Genomic DNA, 15,284 nt, shown 5'->3' with positions numbered 1-15,284 from the left:
CGGGGTCAGGCGCCGCTGCCGCCGCCGGCGGCCTTGGTGGCACGCCGGGAGGCTTCGAGGACCTGCCGGCCGAGGGCCTCCAGCTCCCCGCCGGTGATCTCGTGCTGGGGGCCCAGCAGCATCAGCGACGCGGCAGCGCGCCCGGTGGCGTCGAAGACCGGCGCCGAGATCTGCGTCAGGCGGACGGTCGCCGCGTCGTCGATCGCCGTGGCGAAGTACTCGGTGTGCTGCATCAGCCCGACGAGCTCGTCCCGGCGGCGCCGGGCGTCCCCGGCGTCCGTCATGGTGAGCAGCGTGTCGAAGTCCGGCGCGGGGCCGGAGGCCCGGTCACGGGTCAGCGAGACGCTGTAGCCCCGGCGGCGGATGGCCTCCAGCGCCTTCCGCCACCGTTCCGGATGCTCGTCGGGCCGGTTCTCGCCGGCGTGGGCCAGCCAGGCGGCGGCGTCGGCGTCGTCCCACGCGACGAACACGGCGCCGAACGGCGGGACGAGCGGCATGGACTGGCCGGGACGCGGGCGGAGCCCCAGCGGCGGGCCCCAGTCCGACACCGCCATCACGCGGGTCTCGTTGGCCACCGGCGCCGACACCGCCACGCACGCGTTCAGCCTGCGCGCCAGCTCTTCCGCCTCCTCACTCGCGGCGTTGAGGATCGGATTGGCCTGCCGGGCGGCGTCGCCCAGCGCGATGCAGAAGCCGCCCAGCCCGTACCGGAGTTCGGGCTCCCGGCGCACGACGAGGCCGCTCTCGGCGAGGGCCTGCAGGATGGAGTCGCACGTCGCGCGCGGAATGTCGGAGATCCTGGCGAGCTCGGAGACCGAGTACGACTCCGCCGGCCGCCGGGCCAGGTGCCACAGCAACTGGCTCGCGCGGAGAACGGCTGGCGACGGGTTGATGGGCACGCTTCAGCCCCCTGGGGCGCCCCTGACCTGGCCGAGGGCACATTGCTATGGTTTCATGCAACAGTGCTTGAATACTAGCATGTCAGGGCACTCCGGCGCCGGCCACGCTCACGCGCACCGTCTCGATGACGGAGGTCCGCGCTCCCGCCAGGTTCCCGGCGTTCCAGTCGGACGCGGACAGCAGGAACAGCGTCCGCCGGTCATCGCCCCCCAGAACGCAGGCGATGGCCATCCTGTCGCCGACGTGGACGCGGTCGGTGACGTCGCCGCCGGGCAGGATCCGCCGGAACTCGTGGGCGAGCGGGAACGCGGCCCAGATGGCGCCCTCCGCGTCGAGCGCCATGCCGTCCGGCGCCGCGTCCGGAGTGGTCGCCACGACGCGGCGCCGGACGAGGCCGTCGCGGCCGTCGACGTCATAGGCGGTGAAGCGCCTGCCCTTGGACTCGGCCACGATCAGGGTCCGCCCGTCCGGGGAGAGCGCCGAACCGTTCGGGAAGTCCAGGCGCTCGGCCGCGATGGACGCGGAACCGTCCGGGGCGACCCGGACGAGGACCCCCGCGTCGGGCTCGGTCGGATAGCTGCCGACGTACGCGGTTCCGTCGGCGGCCACCACCATGTCGTTCAGTTCGTCCGCGACCAGCTCGCCCAGACGTGCGTGGACCGAGCGCGACCCGTCCGGGGCGAGCCGGAGCAGCGCCCTTTCCGCCATGGACACGATCAGCGCCGAACCGTCCGGGAGAAAACCGAGGCCCGACGGCTTCTCGCCCGGCATCTCCAGCCTGAGCGTGGTCTCGCCGCGCGACGTCGTCGAGTAGACCGCCTCGCCGTGCATGTCCGAGAACCAGAGCTCCCCGGCGCGCCACCGAGGGCCCTCCGCGAACACGAACCCGCCGGCGAGGAGCTCGGGGGCGCCGAGCGTCGTCATGAGTCAGGTCTCCGTTCCCGCGGCCTCACCACACGCTCGCGACGGACTCCAGCATCCCGGGCTCGGCGGGCTCGACGATCAGCGTGGTGACCGGACCCTCCCGCCACACGGCGAGCTGGTCCCTGATCCGGGCGGGCGGGCCCACCAGCGCCAGATCGTCCACCAGCTCGTCGGGAACGGCGGCACTGGCCTTGGCGCGCTCGCCGCCCAGGAAGAGGTCCTGGATGCGCCGCACCTCCTCGGTGTAGCCGTAGCGCGAGACCAGCGAGGCGTAGAAGTTCTTCGACCGCGAGCCCATCCCGCCGATGTGCAGCGCGATCCGGGGACGCACCCGGTCCCGGCAGGCCGCGATGTCGTCCCCGACGCAGGCGAGCACGGTGGGGGCCACCTGGAATCCCTCGGGCGCCTTCTTGAGCGCCTCTCCCCAGGTGTCCTGCCACCGGGTGGGGCTCCACAGGTAGGGGAGCAGGCCGTCGGCCTCCTCGACCGCCATGGCCACGTTCTTGGGCCCCATGGCGGCCACCAGGATGGGCGTGTCCGCCTCGGGCCGGACGGTCGTCCGCAACGGGCGCCCCTGCCCCGTCGAGCCGGGCCCGCTGTAGGGGATCTCGAAGAACGAGCCGGAGAACTCGAGCCGCTCGGACCCGGCCAGCGCCTTGCGCAGCACGGTCAGGTACTCGCGCGTCATCCGCACGGGCGGGTGGTACGGCACCCCGTGCCATCCTTCGATGACCTGCGGCCCCGACACCCCCAGCCCGAGGGTGAAGCGCCCTTCCGACAGCTCCTGAAGTGTCAGCGCGGTCATCGCCGTCGCGGCCGGCGTCCGCGCCGCCATCTGGGCGATGCCGGTTCCGAGCCGCAGCCGGCTGGTGACGGCGGCGACATGGGCCAGCGGCGTGAACGCGTCGTGTCCCCATGCCTCGGCGGACCAGACCGAGTCGTACCCCAGCTGCTCGGCCCGCTGGGCCGTGGCCGTGAGCGAACGCCCCGTCTTCTGGAACCCCGTGAGGCTCAGCCCGAGCTTCGGTGATGGCATGCCGACACGATAAGTGCCGCGCAATATTGACGTCAATTTCGAGTTACGTCGTCCCGGATGCCGACCGCGTTGGTCCAGATGCGCGTGAGCTGGTCGGTCGCGGTGGCGAGGTCGAACCCGGCGGTGTTGCCGGTGTTGAAGAGATGATCGGCGAAGTGCGCGACCATGCCGCCGAGCGCGTGGGCGGCGTACCCGGCGTCCACCTCCGGATCGGCGAGCTCGGCGTCCTGCAGCTGGCGGATGCGGCGCTCGATGGCCCGCGCGAAGGCGTCCTGGCGCTGCAGGCGCGTCTCGCGCACCTCGGCGTCGATCGTCGCCACCTGGTGGATCACCTTCATGATCTTGGCGTTGGCACGGTACACCCGCAGGTAGTGCTCGTTCGCCGCGCGGATGCGCTGGAGGGGGTCCGCGTCGGCGGGAGCCGGCTCGAGCGTGAGGAGATCGAGCTCGACCGCGTCGGCGACCTCCTTGAAGATCTCCTCCTTGGACACGAAGTAGGTGTAGAAGGAGCCGTGGGAGACCCCCGCCGCGTCGCAGATGTCGGCGATCCGCGCATGCAGGAAGCCGTCCCGCTCGAACACCGCCTTGGCCGCCTCGACGAGCTGGGCCCTGGTCTGGCGGCCGCGGCTGGTGCGGCCGGTGCCGCGGCGCTTCTCCTTCCCCTCCCCGCCGCGCCGCCCTCGACTGGCGTTCGACAGCGCGGTCCTGCGGTTGCTCGTTTCAGACATGGATGGCCCTCTCCCAAGAAGAATTACCGCCGCGCTGCGCGTCCCGACCCCTCGGCCCCCCGGTGCTCACGGGCCCAGTCTACCGAATTCGACATCGAAGTTGAGCTTCGCCCTCGCCGGACCGGTACCCGGAAAATAATGCGTTGCCCAGATTAAAGCCCACACGGCACAGTGGTGAGTGATCGGTGGGGAATGGTGCAACGGCAGCACACCGCGCTCTGGACGCGGCGATCCAGGTTCGAATCCTGGTTCCTCAGCGGCCCTTTAGCTCAGTGAAAGAGCGCCTGGTCGAAACCCAGGAGGCCGAGGTTCGATTCCTCGAGGAGCCACGCCTTCGTAGCTCAGCAGGCCAGAGCACCCGCCTCGTAAGCGGAAGGTCGCCGGTTCGACCCCGGCCGAAGGCTCCACCTCCTCTGACCAGCGAGAACACGGACAACGACGTGATGGCCGCAGGTTCACACCGCTCGAACAGAGGAAAACTTTCAGCCAATGTGAACACCACCGTCGAGGAACCCGGATCCGGCCCGTTCAGTGCACACGGACTGGGACGAAGTGACCGCCGACGACATCCGTGCGCGAACGGTGTGGTTGTTGGAGAACTTCTCCGACGGTTAGCCGGCAATCAGTACCGAGCGCTGCAGCAGTTCTTCACGTGGTGGTCCCACGAGGAGGAGCTTGCCAGGTTGCTCAAGGCCACCGGGCTCGGGCTTTTCGAACTGGCCTGACCCGCTCCGCCGCGAGGTCCTCGTACGAGGGAAGGGAAACAAGGAGCGCACCGTGCGGTTCGGACACCCGGCCGTCCGTGCCGTCGACCGGTACCTCCGGCTCCTTGGTTCTCTTCCTTGCTCGGTGGCTATTCGGGTGCGCGGTAGGCGGCGAGGAAGACCCGGACGGCCTCGTCGGCGTAGTGATCGAGTTCCTCCGGGCGGAAGCGGATGTCGTCGCCGCAGAACATCACCTTGTTGACCGGGACGGAGATGACGAGCCAGGTGAAGTGGTTGGCCGCGAGGACGGGTTCAGCGGTCCGCAGCAGCCCGCGGCCGGTCAGTACCTCAAAGCACGACGAGAGCGCGGCGTGCACGCGTTCGGGGCCCGCCTCGAAGTAGGCGCGGCCGAGCTTGGGGAAGCGGCTGGCTTCGGCGATGACGAGGCGGCGCACCCGCAGGGACGACGGCTGCGTGAGGGTGTGCACGAACTCCCGCGCGACCGCCCGCAGAGTGGCCTCGACGTCGCTGGTGGCCGCCAGTTCGCTCATCGCGGTCTGGAAGATCTCCCCGATGTCGCTGAGGCGGTCGAGCACGATCTGCTCGAACAGATTCTCCTTGCGGCCGAAGTGCTTGTAGATCGTCTGCTTCGACGCCCCCGCGGTCGAGGCGATCTCGTCGGTCTTGGCGCCCACGTAGCCGTCGCGCAGGAACACCTCCAACGCCGCGTCCATGATCCGGCGCCGGGTCTGCGCGGCGGCACCGTCCTCGCCGCCCGCGCGGGCTCCCGTGTGGGAGGTGTCGGCTGTCGGCATTCTCGGCCCTCCTGGTTCGCGCCCGGGGCGACTGATTGACACCCCCATGGTCGTACAGTACCGTACGGTTCACCCTCTAGTACCGTACGGTACGGTTCACCCCCCAGACGCGAGCTGGGCGACCGGCTCGTTCCACCGATCCCCGCGCGGGATCAACCAGTCCGAGGAGCATCCGATGCGCAAGATCGCCGCAAGTCTGTTCGTCTCGCTGGACGGCGTCGCCGAAGACCCCGACACCTGGCATTTCCCCTACTTCAACGACGAGATGGGCGAAGCCGTCGGCGCCGCGATGGCCGCCTCCGACGCGATGCTGCTGGGCCGCGTCCAGTACCAGCAGTCCGCCGCCTACTGGCCGTCGAGCGACGACGAGTTCGCCGACTTCATGAACGGCCAGAAGAAGTACGTCGTCACCACCACCCTGACCGAAGCCACCTGGAACAACACCGAGATCATCAGCGGTGACATACCCGCCGGGATCCGGGCGCTCAAGGCGTCCGAGGGCAAGGACATCGCGGTGACCGGCAGCCTCACCCTCGTACGGTCACTGCTCAAGGCGCAGTTGCTCGACCGGTTGCAGCTCTTCGTCCATCCCATCATCGTCGGCAAAGGAGCCCGCTGGTTCGACGGCCTCGACACCATCAAACTGCGCCTTGACACATCCGAGACCTTCACCACCGGCGTGAACAACCAGATCTACGCCCCGACCGGGTGACATGACTCCGCTCTCCGGCGGAGCAGCACCCATCCGTGCCCGCAATTCCCTCACAGCACTACCGCGCACGATTCGCCTTGACCGGACCTCCACCCGAGCCTGTCCGCCGGCGCGGCCGTTCTCCCCTGATTGTTCACGGCAGCCAACATGGACGCCCGCCGTCGGCCGGCCCCGCACTGCCCATCCCGCTGACGGCGCCTGGCTGGTGGCCCCCAAGATGGCCGTTGCCGGCGCTGGGCGACGACCACGGCGATGCTTTCCGGGTGACGGTGCCTCCGTCCACGGGGGCGGGGCACCTCACATACCTGGAGGGTCTACCGGAGGGGTGAGACCAGACAGCATCGCGAAGACGACCAGTTGGGCGCGATCGCGGGCGCCGAGTTTGAGCAGGGCCCGGCCGACGTGCGTGCGCACGGTCTCGGTGCTGATGGTCAGCTGGACCGCGATCTCGTCGTTGGACATTCCGGTGGTCACCCAGGAGACCACCTCGCGTTCCCGCTCGGTCAGCTGCTTGATGCCGGAGTGAGGCGCCATGCCGGGCCTCTGCCGGGCGAACTGGGCGATGACGCTGCGGGTGATCGAGGGCGACAGCAGCGAACCGCCCTCGGTGACGACCCGTATCGCGCGCAGCAACTCGTCGGGCTCGGCGTCCTTGAGGACGAACCCGCTTGCGCCGTGCCGCAGTGCCTCGAACACGTACTCCTCAAGGCCGAAGGTCGTGAGCATGACGACCCTGACCGCGGCCAGCGCGGGATCGGCGGTGATCTCACGCAGCGCGGCCAGGCCGTCCAGGCCGGGCATCCGGATGTCCATCAGCACCACGTCCGGTCTGTGGGCGCGGACGACCTGCAGACCGGTGCGCCCGTCGGCGGCCTCGCCGACGAGTTCGGCGCCGGGCTCGCCACGCAGCAGCGTCCGTACGCCGACCCGGATCAGCGCCTGGTCGTCGATGACGATGACGCGGATCGTGGCGCTCACCTCCCGTCCCCTTCCAGCGGCAGGCGGGCCCGGACACCGAACCCGCCGTCCGGGTCCGGCCCGGCGGTGAGCGTGCCGCCGAGCACCTCGGCCTGGCTGCGCAGGCCGAGAATGCCCAGGCCGTTTCCGGGTGGGGCGGGCCCGGCGGCACCGCCGGTGTTGGTGACCTCCAGCAGCAGCGCGTCGCCCTCCCGCCGGATCCGGATCCGTACCGGCACTGCGCCGGCGTGCCGCAGGACGTTGGTCAGGGACTCCTGCACGATGCGGTAGGCGACCGCGTCGACGGCGGTGGGCAGGCTGGTCAGGTCCGGTGCGATGTCGGCGTGCACGGTCACCCCTCCGGCCCTGACGCGTTCGGTCAGCCGGCCGAGGTCGCTCAGGCCGGGAGCGGGAGCCCTGGCGGCCGCCCCCATGTCCCGAAGCCCGTCGAGCTGGGCCCGCAGGTTCTCCAGCGCCTCGCGGCTGGTGGCCCGCACCGCCTTCATGGACTGCCTGGCCTCCTCGGGATCGCGGTCGAGAACGTGCAGTGCCACACCCGCCTGCATCGCGATGGCCGCGAGCCCGTGGCCGATCGAGTCGTGCAGGTCCTGCGCCATGCGCAGCCGCTCCTCCGAGACCACGCGGCGGGCCTGCTCGGCGTGCACCCCGGTGGCGGCCTGGCGGAGGGCCCGCGACAGCGCGCCCGCCGCAAGCGCGGCCGTGATGATCGATCCCCACACGATCGCGTCCCTGGGCATCGGGTAATAACCCGAACCCGCGGGCACGCCCGCCGCGTCACGCACCCGCTTGGCGAACAGGCTGACGATCAGTACCCCGAGATCGGCGGCGGCCGCCAGCGCGGCGCGCGGCAGCGGCCAACGGGAGGCCACCCCGTACACGGCCACGGGCACCGTGAGCATCACCGGACCGAACGGATAACCGGCCGCCAGATAGGTCGCGACGAACGCCGTGTTGGCCGCCAGCGCGATGCCCGGCCAGCGCCGCAGCGCCAGCGCCAGCGCCGCCGCCGTCACGATCACGTAGCCCGCGGCGTCAGGTGAGCGAGCCGAGCCATGCTGGAATTCCGCGGCCGGCCCGGTCGCGATCAGCACGGTCGCCAGGAACGGAAGGCATATCCAGCCCTCTGCCGCCCATCTCCGCCAGCGGCGCTTCCCACCGGTCACCGGCTCGACGATACCGGCGGCCCCGGTCTCAGGCGTCCCCATCTCGACGTAGGCGGCGGACGCGATTCGCCGTACACGCGATGCCGCCGCCACGCGGACGCCCGCACTACGCCCTGGCGGACATCCTCGAACCCATCACGGCACCGGCCTGACCACCCCGCGAGCAAGCCCACGGGAACGCACCAGGCAGGCGACGGCGATGCCGATCGACGGGAGGACGGGTTGGACCCGGGAACACGACACCAGCGGCTCACCGGCATCGACAGGAGAAGGTGTTCACCCTCGACCGCCCTGTCGCCGACATGCCGTGGCTGCCCGTCGCGGACACACAGGCGCCGCCGTGCCAGCCGCTGACCGCGATGCGCCTCGGCATCGTCACCGACGCCCCGCTGCTCAACGGCGGCACCAGGGCGGGCCGCGGTCGCCGCCAAGTACGACGGCACCGGACAGCCGGTCACCGCCGGCTCCTATCCGCGGATCCTGCGGGACATGTTCGGCCCCGCCAAGGCCGTCCTCGACCGGTAGCCGCACACCCGTCACCCGACCACCAGCCTGGCCATGGCGACGATTGCTCACCGACTACGGCACGAGGCGGCGCGTGCCGATTCTGGCGAACCGTCCCCGGATAGGGGTGCACGGAGCGGCCGTGAGTACCCGTGAACGAACACCGAAGGAGAACGGATGGAGCTGGGACTGACGGACAAGACCGTGCTCGTGACCGACGCCGGTTCGGGCATCGGCAGAGCCACCGCCTTGGCCTTCGTCGAGGAGAAGGCATGCGTCGCCGTCGGTTACCACACCGACCGTGAGGCGGCCGAGGAGACCGCCGCCCTCGCAGTGAAGCGAGGGGGCCACGCGATCTCCTTTCGACTCGACCCCGCCCGGCCCGAGGAGCTGGAGGCGGCGGTCGAGGACGCCCGCTGGGAACTCGGGCCGATCAGCGTCCTCGTCAACAACGCGGTGCGCAGGCCCGGGCGGGCAATACCCGGTGAACTCTTCGAAACCGCACCGGCCGAACGGTTCACGGCTTCGGTGAACGCCAACCTGATCGGTCCTTACCTGCTGGCTCGCGCCGTTGTGGCCGACATGCGCGAGGAACGGTGGGGCCGGATCGTCAATGTCTCCACCGGCCCGGTGGAGGACGGCTTTTCCGACAGCACCCCCTACATCGCCGCCGAGTCCGGACTGCACGGCCTCACCCGCGCCATGTCCCGCGAACTGGCCTGCGCGGGCATCCTGTCCAACCTGGTCATGCCCGGCTTCACTCCCGGCGACGAACACGTGCCACCCGAGCTCATCGAGAAGCCCGGTCGTGCCGCCGCGACCCGGGCGATCAACCGCTCCGATGACGTCGCCCGCCTGATCGTATTCCTCTGTTCCGCCGCCAATACCAACACGACCGGCGAAGTCATCAGGACCGACGGCCACTTCCTCAGCCCCACGTGACACCTGATGCCCGGACGCCGAACAGCGACCTTTTCGACCCGCAATCCGCGGCACGCCGAAAGCGGGGCCGCGAGAGCATCATCTCGACCGCATGGCAACCGTGCTCTGCCCGTCCCAGGAGGGGCCGGGACGGGCAAGCGGAGAGCAGGGTCATCGAGCCGCCGACTTCGGGGACCGATGCGGGGAGCGGTATGCCATGACCGCGGCCGCGATACCCGCGATGAGGGCGGTGGTGACGCCGACGCCGCGGACCAGCGCCCCGCCGAGTTCGCCGGCCGTGTCGGCGTCGATCGCGCTGCCCACGAAACCGGGTATCTCGGCCAGGGCTGCGAGGACGGCCAGGACGAGGGTCCAGGGCCGGCGGGTCACGGCGACCAGGGCGGCCACCAGCGTCAGGATGATCAGGCCGGGTGGCACGGGCGGCATCTCCACCCCGGCCGCCTTCTGGATCACCAGGCCGACGGCGCCGGCGGCCAGTCCGGTCACCGTGACCAGCGTTGCCCGGTTGAGAGGGGGCGTGTGCATGACTGCGCTCCTTGGCTCACGAAGGGGCTTGCGATACCGGCGATGGTGCGGCCCCCGCCCGGCCCGCGTCGTCACCCGTCGGGCGGCACGTCCGCTACGCCACGGGGAGTAGCGGGCGGCAGTGCGGCGCCCGGGCGCGCTCGTGGTGAACGCGTCCCCGAGAAGCACCGGTCTGCCCACGGGCTGGGCCGGATCCGCCCGAGGGGCGCCAACGAGACCAGGTCCACCGACTCCTGCAACCCCGCACGTTCATCCCCCTGCCGGGCCTGAGCAGGTCCGCAACCGCTCATTGGAGTGATCCGTCCATGAACACCACTCTCGTGCTCGGCGGCACCGGCAAGACCGGCCGTCGGGTGGCCTGGCGGCTTCAGGACCGCGGGATGGCCGTCCGTATCGGCTCGCGGTCCGGCGAGCCGCCGTTCGACCGGGAGAACCCCGCCCCTCGGGTCCAGGAGACCGAAGCGTTCTACCCGGATCTGGCGACGCCGGGGGCGGCGGACGCGGGCGGCGCGTTCGCCGACATGGCGGTCGCCTCCGGCGCCCGGCGGCTGGTGCTGCTGTCGGGCCGCGGTGGGCAGGAGTCACAGGCCGCCGAAGAACGCGTACGAGCGTCCGGGGCCGACCTGACGGTGGTGCGGTCGAGCTGGTTCGCGCAGAACTTCAGCGAGGACCACCTGCTGGACATGGTGCGGGGCGGTGAGGTCGCGCTGCCGGCGGGCGACGTGCCCGAGCCTGTCGAGGACATCGCCGACGTCGCGGTCGCGGCCCGCCAGGAACTGCCGGGCGACGTGGTCGAGTTCCTGGCCTACCTGTTCACCACCGTGCTGGACGGCCGCAACGCCCATCCGACCGACGGCGTCCAGCGGGCCATCGGCCGCCCGCCCACCGACTTCGCCGACCACGCGCGGCGCACTGCCGCCACCGGAGTCTGGAACGGAGCATGATCATGAAGTACCTGTCCACGGTCTCGCTGATCGCCGCGACGCTCACGACCGGCATGGTCGCCGGGCTGATGGCCGACTGGGCCTACACAATCCTGCCCGGGCTGGGCCGCAGCAGTGACCGCACCTTCGTCGAGGCCGTCCAGCAACTCAACCGTGCCATCCAGAACGGCTGGTTCTTCCTCAGCTTCCTTGGCGCGATCCTGTTCGGCGGGCTGGCGGCGTATCTCGCTTGGCGCGGGCACGGCCGGGACGCCCTACCGTGGATCATCGCCGGATTGGCGCTCTACCTGGTGACGTTCGTCATCACCTTCGCCGCCAACATCCCGCTCAACGAGCGGATCGACAAGGCCGGCGACCCGGCGCGCATCAAGGATCTCGCCGCCGTGCGCGCCGACTTCGAGAGCACGTGGATGGCCTGGCACATCGTCCGCACCCTGGCCAACATCGCCGCCTTCGCCTGCCTTGCCTGGGCCCTGGTGATCCACGGCGGGCAACGCGTCAAGGCCGATGGCGCCGCGGACGCGGGCCGCGCGTCCCGCCAACCGGTGGCCGCGGTCGACCAGCACCCGACTCGACCACAGCCCCACGGGCCGGCGCCCGCACCGCCCGTCCAGCCCTGATGAGGTAAGCGATCCCCAGCCCGTCGGCTCACGGGCGTGCTGCCGTGTGGGCACCCTGCTGTCGACCGGTGATGTGGCCGCCAGAGAGCGGCCGAAGGTATCCGCGCACCAGCACCGGTGGCGTCATGACCTCGTTCGGCACATTCCGCCCCGCATGTGGCGTGATGGTTCGGCCACGAGTCCACGCGCCGCAGGGTGCCGCGTTCCATGCTGACGCCGCCCGCGAGCCAACCGGCGAATCATGGCACGCCCGCAAGCCCAGGCCGTTGAGAAAGGAGCGAACATGCGCAAGGCACAGCCGGGCGGCGATATCGGGATCCACGGAGGCGTCCGCCCGGCTCGATCGCCGGTGCACGCCCGCTCGGCCATGCGTCCTTCTCCTCGTTGCGGAGATCGCAGAGCATGCTGATCAGAAAAGCCACGGCCGAGGACTGGCCCGCCATCTGGCCGTTCTTTCACCAGATCGTTGCGGCGGGGGCCACATTCCCCTACCCACTCGACGTTGACGAGGAAGAGGCCCGCGGCATGTGGCTCGTCCCGGACCCAGGGCGTGTGGTCGTCGCCGTCGACACCACCGGAGCGGTGGTCGGCACTGCGAACATGTACGCCAACCGTGCGGGCAACGGCTCACACATCGCCAGTGCCAGCTACATGGTCGATCCGGCGCACCAGGGCCGTGGAGCCGGCCGGGCCCTGTGCGAGGACTCGCTGACGTGGGCACAGGCCGCGGGCTTCAGCGCGATGGTGTTCAACGCCGTCGTCGAGACGAATGTGCAGGCCGTGAAGCTGTACGAGTCCCTCGGCTTCACGGTGCTGGGCACCGTGCCAAAGGGCTTCCGGCACCCCGACAAGGGCTATGTCGGGCTCCACATGATGCACCGTTCTCTGTGAGCGGCTCGAAGCCGCCCGCGCGGGGCCCGGCCCGTGCGCGACATCCCCAAGCGGCGGTGAGGGCGGCCACGACCGCCACGAGCTGGGCGGCGAGCGCGAAGGCCCAGAATTCAGCGCCCGCTGGATGATGGAGAACGCGCCTTGAGGTTGACCGCCACCAGTTAGTCGAACCGCTCAGGCGTGGTCTCCTCCGGGGGGACACCGAGGTGCTTGTCGAGCCTGGCCTCAAGGCCCGCGAAAAGCGTGTCGACGTCACCGGGAACGCCCAGGGCGGCGCCGACGGCGAACGCGCGCCCGCCTGCCCCCTCGATCTCGGTCACGACCCGCTCGGCGGACCGCGCGTCGCTGCCGTAGCGCGGTGAGGTGGTGGAACAGCCAGTACCCGGACGCCGCGGTCAAGTAGCTGCCGCTATGCCTTCGACCGCGCCGATCCGCCCGTCGGCTGCGGCCATTCCAGGCCCTGGACGCGGGTGCCGTCGGCGTGACGGGCAGGGCTGGATGCGCCGGGTCCTGCGAGGTCGACGGGCCGGTCCGGTGGTCACGGCCGTGGCGGTGCCGGAGGGTGCGGTGGGTGCTGATCGTGTTCGTGGCCACCACCGGCTGCACCTGGCAGCAGGGCCCGCCGGTGGTTGGCGCCATCTGGCAGACCATCTACCGCTGCTCGAGTGGAGCGATGCGCGGGTGTGGGCCAAGCTGCACCGGGTGATGCTGGACGAACTGGGCGCAGCGGGGGCGCTGAACTGGTCGCGGTGCGCGATCGACTCGGTCAACGTTCGGGCCACGAAAGGGGGGCTGACGGGCTCGAAACCTGTCGACCGGGGTGCCTGGGTCGAAGATCCACTTGCTCACCGAACGGACCGGTCTGCCCTGTCTGTCGGGATCTCCGCGGCGTCCGGGGCGGTGGACGAGGGGGCGGGCCCGGTCGACCACCGGGCCGTGCCAGGCGGGGACTTCTCGTTCGTCGTCACGCGGAGGGCGGGCGGCGAGTCATATCGCCCCTGCCGGGGCATTCGCACCCTACGACGGGCTGGATGGTTCAACGGTAGGCAGCACTGACCAGCCAACACATTTCCCATCAACGATGTGGGTGGTTTTGGAGACTTGGCGGCAATCCACGCAGTTGAACCGTCTTTCAGTTCGGACGGGTGACTGATTGCTGACGAACGGGATGGGCAATGGGCGCCGGGGTCTGCCGTCAAGCCTCGATCAGGTTTCGGCAGATCGCCACTACCCGTGGTCGCGGAGGGTAGTCAGGAAACCCCTCAGAGTGGTTTCGCGTGGACTTGGGGGTCTCATGGCGCATCTGCCCACACGAAGTATCGCCACGGCTGCAATCGTGCTGATGCTGTGCGCCCCCGTGGGGGCTGCTTTCGCGACGCCCGGATCGTTCAGTGCGCCGCCGGGCCGGACACCAAAGCCCCAGACCCTGGCAGACCTGCGGCAGTCCATGGGAGGGGAGGCGTTCGCCTACGCGTCCTACCGCTTGTACGGTGTGCAGGCCCGGCGGGAGGGGCGGAAGACGGTCGCTCGCCTTTTCGACCGGACGGCCACCGTGGAGTTGCGCGAGCACTTCGCCGAAGAGGCCAAGCTGAGTGGCCTGCCGCGCGGCGACGTGGCCGCCCTGCGCGACGCCATCGCAGGCGAGAGTTATGAACACGGCACGATGTATCCGCGGTTCGCTCGTGAGGCCAAGATCGACGGCGACCGCGAAGCCGCCGCACGATTCGCTGAGATCGCCCGTGACGAGGGCACGCATCTGCGCGCCTTCAGGGCCGCGCTGCGTGTGGTGGAGACCGGCCATGGAAAGGTTCCGGCGCCGCCGAAGGTCGAAGCGGTGCAGGTGCCCGCCGGCCCTCGAAAGGTCCGGGCGAAGCGGACACTGCGCAACCTGGACACGGCCATGCGCGGGGAGGCGATGGCCCACGCCAAGTACCTCTGGTTCGCGCGGCACGTCCGCAACCGGGCGGTGGCGCGTCTGTTCCGCGGTGCCGCCGCCGTGGAGCTGCGCGAGCACTTTGCCGCGGAGGCAAGACTTCGCGGGTTCGTCGGCAAGACACGCGCCAACCTCACCAAGGCCGTCGCCGGTGAGTGGTACGAGTCCCGCATGATATATCCGACGTTTGCCAGACGTGCGAAGAAGGTCGGAGATGTCAAGGTGGCGGCGCTGTTTCGTCACAATGCGCGCGACGAGGCGGGGCACGCACGGGCGTTCGAGCGCGCCCTCAAAGCGCTTGGGCAGGGCAAGTGATAGCTCGGTGAACACCTGGCGAAATAGGTCGGCCTGATGGAGGCGTGGGAGTGGGGCAGCGCACCGTCCCACGCCGACAGGTGAGATGCTGAGGCTCGGATTTTTGCTCGGCCGATGCCGTTCTACCGAAATACGTCCTAGGGCGTGCAGGATCCTCTGCTGTAGGCGACCCGTAGGGCGAGTGTTGATCCGTAGTGCTCACGCATGCTCTGCCCGGCGGGTGGGGTCTGGCCGCAGACGGTGCGTTCGAGGTGTTCGCGGTCGTCACAGCCCTCGCGGACGATGGGCTCGCTGCTGACGTTGGGAAAGCCGATCCGTGTGGCAGTGCTTTTCGCCTCTGTGCCGCTCTTGCCGACGAAATTCGGCACCGCGGGCCAGTTGCCGACCTGCCCGCCGGCCGGGCAGGGGACCTGCGGGGGAAGGAAGCCGAGTTCCACTTTCTCGGCCCGGGCGTCCTCGGTCTGGACACAAACCAGCCAGGTGCCGGAGTATGACTCGCCGTCGAACACGTGGCCGTCGGTCAGAGCCCGGTAGACGGCGGTGTAGGCGGGCCAGGAGCGCTCAAGTTCGCTGCTCACCGCGTCGAGGGGGGAGCCTAGGCGATGGACGCTGTGCCCCCGCATTGGCCCCTTGCCCGGCCCCTGAGGGGG

The 15,284-nt window shown here is 70.2% G+C and carries 16 protein-coding genes, 3 tRNA genes and 1 pseudogene; 10 read left to right on the top strand and 10 right to left on the bottom strand.

Going from position 1 to position 15,284, the window contains the following annotated elements:
* Window positions 1-5: 5 nt before the first annotated feature.
* The 4 genes from ACFPZN_RS22090 to ACFPZN_RS22075 form a co-directional block, all read right to left on the bottom strand.
* Complete coding sequence (locus ACFPZN_RS22090) at window positions 6-899, bottom strand: helix-turn-helix domain-containing protein (RefSeq protein WP_378283977.1); 894 nt, start codon at window positions 897-899, stop codon at window positions 6-8.
* An 82-nt stretch (window positions 900-981) separates the two neighbouring features.
* Window positions 982-1,824, bottom strand: a complete 843-nt coding sequence (locus ACFPZN_RS22085; RefSeq protein WP_378283976.1) for an SMP-30/gluconolactonase/LRE family protein — start codon at window positions 1,822-1,824, stop codon at window positions 982-984.
* A gap of 25 nt (window positions 1,825-1,849) precedes the next feature.
* Complete coding sequence (locus ACFPZN_RS22080) at window positions 1,850-2,860, bottom strand: LLM class F420-dependent oxidoreductase (RefSeq protein ID WP_378283975.1); 1,011 nt, start codon at window positions 2,858-2,860, stop codon at window positions 1,850-1,852.
* A 32-nt stretch (window positions 2,861-2,892) separates the two neighbouring features.
* Window positions 2,893-3,588: a TetR/AcrR family transcriptional regulator gene (locus ACFPZN_RS22075; RefSeq protein WP_378283974.1), complete on the bottom strand. Its 696-nt coding sequence runs from the start codon at window positions 3,586-3,588 to the stop codon at window positions 2,893-2,895.
* Window positions 3,589-3,774: 186 nt separating this feature from the next.
* Between ACFPZN_RS22075 and ACFPZN_RS22070 the strand changes: the two genes are divergently transcribed.
* The 3 genes from ACFPZN_RS22070 (at window position 3,775) to ACFPZN_RS22060 (ending at window position 3,995) form a co-directional block, all read left to right on the top strand.
* Window positions 3,775-3,845: transfer RNA gene (locus tag ACFPZN_RS22070), tRNA-Gln, on the top strand.
* 1 nt (window position 3,846) lies between these two features.
* Window positions 3,847-3,917 (top strand) — tRNA-Phe (locus ACFPZN_RS22065).
* Between the two features lies 1 nt (window position 3,918).
* Window positions 3,919-3,995 (top strand) — tRNA-Thr (locus ACFPZN_RS22060).
* 446 nt (window positions 3,996-4,441) lie between these two features.
* Here ACFPZN_RS22060 and ACFPZN_RS22055 read toward each other — a convergent pair.
* Window positions 4,442-5,107, bottom strand: coding sequence for a TetR/AcrR family transcriptional regulator (locus ACFPZN_RS22055; protein ID WP_378283973.1), 666 nt, complete (start codon window positions 5,105-5,107; stop codon window positions 4,442-4,444).
* Between the two features lie 175 nt (window positions 5,108-5,282).
* Between ACFPZN_RS22055 and ACFPZN_RS22050 the strand changes: the two genes are divergently transcribed.
* The gene (locus ACFPZN_RS22050; RefSeq protein ID WP_378283972.1) at window positions 5,283-5,819 is read left to right on the top strand and encodes a dihydrofolate reductase family protein; all 537 of its coding nucleotides are present in this window, start codon (window positions 5,283-5,285) and stop codon (window positions 5,817-5,819) included.
* A 297-nt stretch (window positions 5,820-6,116) separates the two neighbouring features.
* On the opposite strand, the gene ACFPZN_RS22045 is transcribed toward ACFPZN_RS22050, so the two are convergent.
* Complete coding sequence (locus ACFPZN_RS22045) at window positions 6,117-6,797, bottom strand: response regulator (RefSeq protein ID WP_378283971.1); 681 nt, start codon at window positions 6,795-6,797, stop codon at window positions 6,117-6,119.
* Entirely contained in the window at window positions 6,794-7,960 is a 1,167-nt protein-coding gene (locus ACFPZN_RS22040; RefSeq protein WP_378283970.1) for a sensor histidine kinase, read from the bottom strand. The genes ACFPZN_RS22045 and ACFPZN_RS22040 overlap by 4 nt, the downstream gene beginning before the upstream one ends.
* Before the next feature lie 681 nt (window positions 7,961-8,641).
* On the opposite strand from ACFPZN_RS22040, the gene ACFPZN_RS22035 reads away from it, so the two are divergent.
* Complete coding sequence (locus ACFPZN_RS22035) at window positions 8,642-9,406, top strand: SDR family NAD(P)-dependent oxidoreductase (RefSeq protein WP_378283968.1); 765 nt, start codon at window positions 8,642-8,644, stop codon at window positions 9,404-9,406.
* A gap of 150 nt (window positions 9,407-9,556) precedes the next feature.
* Here ACFPZN_RS22035 and ACFPZN_RS22030 read toward each other — a convergent pair whose 3' ends face one another.
* On the bottom strand, window positions 9,557-9,931 hold the full coding sequence (locus ACFPZN_RS22030) for a hypothetical protein (RefSeq protein WP_378283967.1): 375 nt from the start codon (window positions 9,929-9,931) through the stop codon (window positions 9,557-9,559).
* 305 nt (window positions 9,932-10,236) lie between these two features.
* Between ACFPZN_RS22030 and ACFPZN_RS22025 the strand changes: the two genes are divergently transcribed.
* The 3 genes from ACFPZN_RS22025 to ACFPZN_RS22015 all read left to right on the top strand — a co-directional run bounded on the left by ACFPZN_RS22025 (window position 10,237) and on the right by ACFPZN_RS22015 (window position 12,386).
* Window positions 10,237-10,875, top strand: coding sequence for an SDR family oxidoreductase (locus tag ACFPZN_RS22025; protein ID WP_378283966.1), 639 nt, complete (start codon window positions 10,237-10,239; stop codon window positions 10,873-10,875).
* 2 nt (window positions 10,876-10,877) lie between these two features.
* On the top strand, window positions 10,878-11,495 hold the full coding sequence (locus ACFPZN_RS22020; RefSeq protein ID WP_378283964.1) for an anthrone oxygenase family protein: 618 nt from the start codon (window positions 10,878-10,880) through the stop codon (window positions 11,493-11,495).
* 402 nt (window positions 11,496-11,897) lie between these two features.
* Window positions 11,898-12,386 carry a GNAT family N-acetyltransferase gene (locus ACFPZN_RS22015; protein ID WP_378283963.1) on the top strand — a complete coding sequence of 163 codons (489 nt, stop codon included), beginning with the start codon at window positions 11,898-11,900 and terminating at the stop codon, window positions 12,384-12,386.
* Window positions 12,387-12,547: 161 nt separating this feature from the next.
* On the opposite strand, the gene ACFPZN_RS22010 is transcribed toward ACFPZN_RS22015, so the two are convergent.
* Window positions 12,548-12,706: a Rossmann-fold NAD(P)-binding domain-containing protein gene (locus ACFPZN_RS22010; RefSeq protein ID WP_378283962.1), complete on the bottom strand. Its 159-nt coding sequence runs from the start codon at window positions 12,704-12,706 to the stop codon at window positions 12,548-12,550.
* Window positions 12,707-12,889: 183 nt separating this feature from the next.
* Between ACFPZN_RS22010 and ACFPZN_RS22005 the strand changes: the two are divergent.
* Together ACFPZN_RS22005 and ACFPZN_RS22000 are read left to right on the top strand one after the other, a co-directional pair.
* Window positions 12,890-13,280, top strand: a pseudogene (locus ACFPZN_RS22005) (transposase family protein); the annotation flags it as partial.
* Between the two features lie 400 nt (window positions 13,281-13,680).
* Complete coding sequence (locus ACFPZN_RS22000) at window positions 13,681-14,634, top strand: ferritin family protein (protein ID WP_378283961.1); 954 nt, start codon at window positions 13,681-13,683, stop codon at window positions 14,632-14,634.
* Window positions 14,635-14,771: 137 nt separating this feature from the next.
* Here the strand turns inward: ACFPZN_RS22000 and ACFPZN_RS21995 are convergent, their stop codons facing one another.
* On the bottom strand, window positions 14,772-15,212 hold the full coding sequence (locus tag ACFPZN_RS21995; protein WP_378283960.1) for a PASTA domain-containing protein: 441 nt from the start codon (window positions 15,210-15,212) through the stop codon (window positions 14,772-14,774).
* Window positions 15,213-15,284 lie beyond the last annotated feature (72 nt).

Origin of the sequence: Actinomadura rugatobispora (genome assembly GCF_042656285.1) — a bacterium.
GTDB lineage: Bacteria > Actinomycetota > Actinomycetes > Streptosporangiales > Streptosporangiaceae > Spirillospora > Spirillospora rugatobispora.
The sequence above is the reverse complement of the archived record's forward strand: the minus strand, read 5'-3'. Positions and strand labels throughout refer to the sequence as shown.

Bases quoted from the DNA above. Each gene is read 5' to 3' on its own strand.
- ACFPZN_RS22085 (WP_378283976.1), bottom strand. From the start codon at position 1,824: ATGACGACGCTCGGCGCCCCCGAGCTCCTCGCCGGCGGGTTCGTGTTC.
- ACFPZN_RS22080 (WP_378283975.1), bottom strand. From the start codon at position 2,860: ATGCCATCACCGAAGCTCGGGCTGAGCCTCACGGGGTTCCAGAAGACG.
- ACFPZN_RS22075 (WP_378283974.1), bottom strand. From the start codon at position 3,588: ATGTCTGAAACGAGCAACCGCAGGACCGCGCTGTCGAACGCCAGTCGA.
- ACFPZN_RS22055 (WP_378283973.1), bottom strand. From the start codon at position 5,107: ATGCCGACAGCCGACACCTCCCACACGGGAGCCCGCGCGGGCGGCGAG.
- ACFPZN_RS22050 (WP_378283972.1), top strand. From the start codon at position 5,283: ATGCGCAAGATCGCCGCAAGTCTGTTCGTCTCGCTGGACGGCGTCGCC.
- ACFPZN_RS22035 (WP_378283968.1), top strand. From the start codon at position 8,642: ATGGAGCTGGGACTGACGGACAAGACCGTGCTCGTGACCGACGCCGGT.
- ACFPZN_RS22030 (WP_378283967.1), bottom strand. From the start codon at position 9,931: ATGCACACGCCCCCTCTCAACCGGGCAACGCTGGTCACGGTGACCGGA.
- ACFPZN_RS22025 (WP_378283966.1), top strand. From the start codon at position 10,237: ATGAACACCACTCTCGTGCTCGGCGGCACCGGCAAGACCGGCCGTCGG.
- ACFPZN_RS22020 (WP_378283964.1), top strand. From the start codon at position 10,878: ATGAAGTACCTGTCCACGGTCTCGCTGATCGCCGCGACGCTCACGACC.
- ACFPZN_RS22015 (WP_378283963.1), top strand. From the start codon at position 11,898: ATGCTGATCAGAAAAGCCACGGCCGAGGACTGGCCCGCCATCTGGCCG.
- ACFPZN_RS22000 (WP_378283961.1), top strand. From the start codon at position 13,681: ATGGCGCATCTGCCCACACGAAGTATCGCCACGGCTGCAATCGTGCTG.